Origin of the sequence: Streptomyces milbemycinicus (assembly GCF_002154605.1) — a bacterium.
Classification (GTDB): domain Bacteria; phylum Actinomycetota; class Actinomycetes; order Streptomycetales; family Streptomycetaceae; genus Streptomyces; species Streptomyces milbemycinicus.
Genome location: NZ_MUNE01000089.1, coordinates 1 through 4,564 on the forward strand (window position 1 = coordinate 1; position 4,564 = coordinate 4,564).

Annotated in this window: 5 protein-coding genes and 1 tRNA gene; 2 read left to right on the forward strand and 4 right to left on the reverse strand. The window is 68.3% G+C overall.

Features of this window, described 5'->3' with window-relative positions:
* Nucleotides 1–770 (reverse strand): acyl-CoA dehydrogenase family protein (locus tag CCN51_RS07995; RefSeq protein WP_107425943.1); only part of this gene is annotated, 770 nt, incomplete at its 3' end.
* A gap of 593 nt (nucleotides 771–1,363) precedes the next feature.
* On the opposite strand from CCN51_RS07995, the gene CCN51_RS08000 reads away from it, so the two are divergent.
* Nucleotides 1,364–2,161: a hypothetical protein gene (locus CCN51_RS08000; RefSeq protein ID WP_043487210.1), complete on the forward strand. Its 798-nt coding sequence runs from the start codon at nucleotides 1,364–1,366 to the stop codon at nucleotides 2,159–2,161.
* A 21-nt stretch (nucleotides 2,162–2,182) separates the two neighbouring features.
* Here the strand turns inward: CCN51_RS08000 and CCN51_RS08005 are convergent, their stop codons facing one another.
* Nucleotides 2,183–2,509 carry a helix-turn-helix domain-containing protein gene (locus tag CCN51_RS08005; RefSeq protein ID WP_106436391.1) on the reverse strand — a complete coding sequence of 109 codons (327 nt, stop codon included), beginning with the start codon at nucleotides 2,507–2,509 and terminating at the stop codon, nucleotides 2,183–2,185.
* A 342-nt stretch (nucleotides 2,510–2,851) separates the two neighbouring features.
* Here CCN51_RS08005 and CCN51_RS59840 point away from each other — a divergent pair, with 342 nt between their 5' ends.
* Entirely contained in the window at nucleotides 2,852–3,133 is a 282-nt protein-coding gene (locus CCN51_RS59840; protein WP_078610548.1) for a DUF4231 domain-containing protein, read from the forward strand.
* 155 nt (nucleotides 3,134–3,288) lie between these two features.
* Here the strand turns inward: CCN51_RS59840 and CCN51_RS08015 are convergent.
* Together CCN51_RS08015 and CCN51_RS08020 are read right to left on the reverse strand one after the other, a co-directional pair.
* Nucleotides 3,289–3,375: transfer RNA gene (locus CCN51_RS08015), tRNA-Ser, on the reverse strand.
* Between the two features lie 45 nt (nucleotides 3,376–3,420).
* Nucleotides 3,421–4,564 (reverse strand): S1C family serine protease (locus tag CCN51_RS08020; protein ID WP_086859412.1); only part of this gene is annotated, 1,144 nt, incomplete at its 5' end.

Genomic DNA, 4,564 nt, shown 5'->3' on the forward strand with positions numbered 1-4,564 from the left:
AGCGCCGCCTCGTAGAAGTCCTCGGCCTGCATGCCGATGGCGGCGAGCGCGACCCGCTCGTGGTTGAGCTGGTTGGTGATCAGTCCCCAGCCGCCGTTCTCCTCACCCACGAGGTGGTCGGCCGGGACGCGGACCGAGTCGTAGTACGTCGCCGTGGTCTTCAGCCCCGCCACCGTCTCGATCGGCGTCCAGGAGAAACCGGGGGTGTCGGTCGGCACCAGGATGATGGAGATGCCTTCGTGTTTGCGGGCGGCCGGGTCGGTGCGGCAGGCCAGCCAGATCCAGTCGGCGTTGTGCGCGTTGCTGGTGAAGGTCTTGGCGCCGTCGATCAGCCACTCGTCGCCGTCCCGCACGGCCCTGGTGCGCAGGGAGGCGAGGTCCGTGCCGGCTTCCGGCTCCGAGTAGCCGATGGCGAAGACGACTTCGCCGCTGAGGATGCGCGGCAGGAAGGACCGCTTCTGCTCCTCGGTGCCGTACTTCATCAGGGTCGGGCCGACGGTGTTGAGCGTGACCATGGAAACCGGAGCGCCCGCCCGGTACGCCTCGTCGAAGAAGACGAACTGCTCGTCGGGGCCGCGCCCCTGGCCGCCGTACTCGACGGGCCAGCCGAGCCCCAGCAGACCGTCGGCGCCGATGCGCCGCAGCAGCTGCCGCTGCAGGGCCGGGTCATTCGGCAGCACGGCGCGCGTCTCGGGGCTGATCAGATCGCGGAAGTAGCCGCGGAGTTCCTCGCGCAGCCGCCGCTGGCGGGGGGTGGGGGCGAGGTGCATGGGCAGCGGTCTCCCCTTCGCTCGACGGCGTCGCACATCCGGGCCGAAAGCTTTCTGACTATCCGTCAGATAATTCGACGCTGTCAAGGTCGCACGACCGCGGACAAGGCCGTGCGGCGGCACCCCAGCACCGCCGCACCGCCGTATGACCTCAACCGTCTCCTGGAATCAATGAATCACTTCCTCCACGGTCGACAAGCGTCGGAGAGACGCGCAACCAGAGTTGCCCAGCCGATCATCGGCGAACCACACAGCCCGGCTCATTACCACACAAGCATGATTGAGGCGCGTGGGCGCGGTGCGCGTGGCGAGGGCGCGCAGAACGTTTGAAGGGCTCGCCTACCTCTTACTTTCGGCCACCATCAGCGGCGACACCGCCGCCACGATCCCAAGTTGTACAGAAAGTGACCTGTGCGCTACGCGTTTCGGTGGGACTATTGTGAGGGCGCGACGAGACGCTCCGTGAGGGGATGGCACGGCCACTGGTCGGCGCTTCCGCACCCAGGCGGACAGTGAATCCGGTTTCCCGCTCTCCCCATGACCGGACGCTCGGTAACCGTGACAGCGATACCAAGGCGGGACCAGGGGGAGCCGTGCACGAGTTCTATGCACAGGGGTGGTTCGCACACTTCGTGTTACCCATGGGGCTCTGCGCACTCGTCACCTGGATCTCGCTGGTGTACCGGTTCGCCGAAAAGGGCCGCCTGCTGGGGACCACGCGGTCGATGGCACTGTGCGGCACGATCGTGGCCTGCACCTGCGCCGCGGCGCTGATCACCATCACACTCCTGCTGCCCCACGCCGCCGACGTACCGCCCGCCGTGGCAGCGGCCGCCGCCGGTGGCGCGCTCGCCCCGCGGGTCCGCCAGCAGCAGAACCAGCAGTCCACCCCGCCCTTCGTCGCCGTGATCACCCTGGGGATCGCCGTGCTGCTCGGCCATCTGGAACGGCGGCTGGTCCACGACATGTACTGCCACTGCGAACGGATGGTCCGGGACTTCCAGGATGTCGCGCAGCTGCGCATGTTCGCCTTCGACGCCCGCGCGCACCTGCGCGGCTGCGCCCTGCAGCCCAAGGACAAGGCTGCCATCGACGGTCTGTACGAAGACGTGGAAGCGCTACTGGACGAGGCCACGAAGATCGAGGCCGAAGTCGAGGCGCGCAGACGGCAGCGAGAACTGCAGGACTTCCCCAAAGAGCTGCACAGCCGGACGAAAGAGGAGGCGGAGGACTGCCGACAGGCCCTGGCCAAGGCCAAGGAAGCCTGCGTGCAGATGCTCAAATTCGGCTACAAGCACGGGAAGCGCAGCGGCGACAGGGACCTCATGCGGATCCGGCAGACGGCGATGGCCGTCGAACCGCTCGCCGAGGCCCCCGCGCCACATCTGTGACGCGCCCGTCCCGACCCCTCTTCAATGGGTATAGACGTACGCGTCGGAACCGCCGTGCCGCATCGTGGTCACATCCTGCGGGACGGCTTTGGGCTCGACGAAGCTGATTCTCACGTCGAGTTCAAGCGCCTCTGCCACGGCAGCGAGGCTGCGCAGCGTCAGATTCTCGTCGCCGGAGAGGATCTGGCTCACCCGGCCCGGGCTCACACCCATCAGCCTGGCAAGGTCAGCCCGGCTCATGTCCCGCTTGCCCAACACCCCGGCCACCTCCACGGTGGCCTGCCGAGCGAGCCGCGCACCGGCGGCGTCGGCGGCCTCCGCCTTCACACCTTTGCTCTTCCACGGCAAGATGCATCACTCCAAACTGAGCAGGTCGCCTTCCGGCCTCACTCCTCACTTCACAATGTCAGGATCCCACCTTTAGCTTCAACTAAAAGCCCACTTTCGGCTCAATCTCGCGAGGAGCCAACGGATCGCGCCCCATTGCGCGGCCGTGACCTGCAACGACGGCAGGCACCATACGTTTTCGGCCAGATCGTGGCCGGAGGGGGCGTTCGGGCCCCCTTCTGGCGCGCTCGGCGGACCCGTCGTCATCGTCATCGTGCCCGCTACGTGCCCCAGGCTCGTGCTCGTGCCCACTGAGCCAGGAGTCGGCCGCCGACAGCTGCGGCGGCCGGTGCTTCTGTCACGGTGACAGGAGTTATCGGTGCGTTGGTGGTGGTCTCGGCGGGGCTCCGGCAGCTGTTCCGGTGGGGTGAGAACTGGGTACGGGCGAGTTCCGTGCTGATGGCTCTCCAGGGCGAGCTCGTCAACTGGAGCTGTGGGTCGGCCCCGTACGACGGTGCGGACTCGTCGGCCGTGCTGGCATCGAGAACCGAGGAGCTGGTGCGGTCCGAGGTCGGCGAATGGGCGGAGACACGGCGCTTGGCGCCTCAGCCCCCCGTCGCTGGACCTCCGGCTTCGGGCGGGTGAGCACACCTGGGGAGCTGCGAATCTGGCCCACAGCTGGTCCACGCGCGCTGATCAACGGCGGGATTCGGGCGGCCGGAGTGAGACACCGCACAACACAGAAGGGGCGCCCCTACGATCGGGGCGCCCCTTCTGGCGTGCTCGTTCTCTCACCTGGGCGGAGGCTGAGGGATTTGAACCCTCGGTGACATCGCTGCCACGACGGTTTTCAAGACCGTTCCCTTAGGCCGCTCGGGCAAGCCTCCTCGCGCCTGGCCCACCTGGGGTGGCGCGGGGATCAGCCTAGCGCGTCAGCTGTCGCCCTTGCGCTGTCCCAGGGTGACCTGGGTCGTGGACTGTTTGCCGTCGCGCTTGTAGGTGATGGTGACCTTGTCACCCGGCTTGTGGGTCCAGATCTCGCTGATCAGGGTCGGGCCGCTGTCGATCACCGTGTCGTTGAGCTTGACGATGACGTCGCCGGCCTTCAGGCCGGCCTTGTCGGCGGGGCCGTTGGGGACGACCGCCTGGCTGCCGCCGGCGCCGTTGCCCGCGATGGTGGCGCCGTTGCCGGTGTCTTTCATGTTGACCGTGGCCTCGATCACCGGGTAGACGGGCTCGCCGGTCTTGATGAGCTGCTGGGCGACGTGCTTGGCCTGGTTGATGGGGATGGCGAAGCCGAGGCCGATGCTGCCGGACTGCTGGGTTTCGCCGCCGAGGCCGCCGCCGTTGCCTGCGGACTGGATGGCGGAGTTGATGCCGATGACGCCGCCGTCGCCGTTCAGCAGGGGGCCGCCGGAGTTGCCGGGGTTGATGGAGGCGTCGGTCTGCAGGGCGCTCATGTACGAGGCGTTGCCGCCGCCGCCGTCGCTGGAGGCGACCGGGCGGTTCTTGGCGCTGACGATGCCGGTGGTGACGGTGCCGGAGAGGCCGAAGGGGGCGCCGATGGCGACGGTGGCGTCGCCGACCTGGACCTTGTCGGAGTTGCCGAGCGGGAGCGGGGTGAGTTCGGCGCCCGAGGCGTTCTTCAGCTTGACGACGGCGACGTCGTAGCCCTGGGCGCGGCCGACGACCTCGGCGGTGTACCGCTTGCCGTTGGAGAAGGTGGCGGTGAGCTTGCCGTTGTCGGCGGCGGAGGCGACGACGTGGTTGTTGGTGAGGATGTGGCCCTGTGTGTCGTAGACGAAGCCGGTGCCGGTGCCGCCTTCGCCGTTGCTGCCCTGGGCCTCGATGGTGACCACGCTGGGCAGGGTCTTGCCCGCGATGTCGGAGACGGAGCCGGGCGTGCGGCTCTCCGACTTCGGGTTGCCGAGGGCCGAGATCGTGGTCGAGTCGCTGCTGTCGCTCTGGTCGGCGGCCCAGTAGCCGATGCCGCCGCCGATGCCTCCGGCGACGAGGACGGCGGCCAGGAGGGCGGCGACGAGCCCGCCGGAGCGCTTGCGCGCCGGGGGCTGGGAG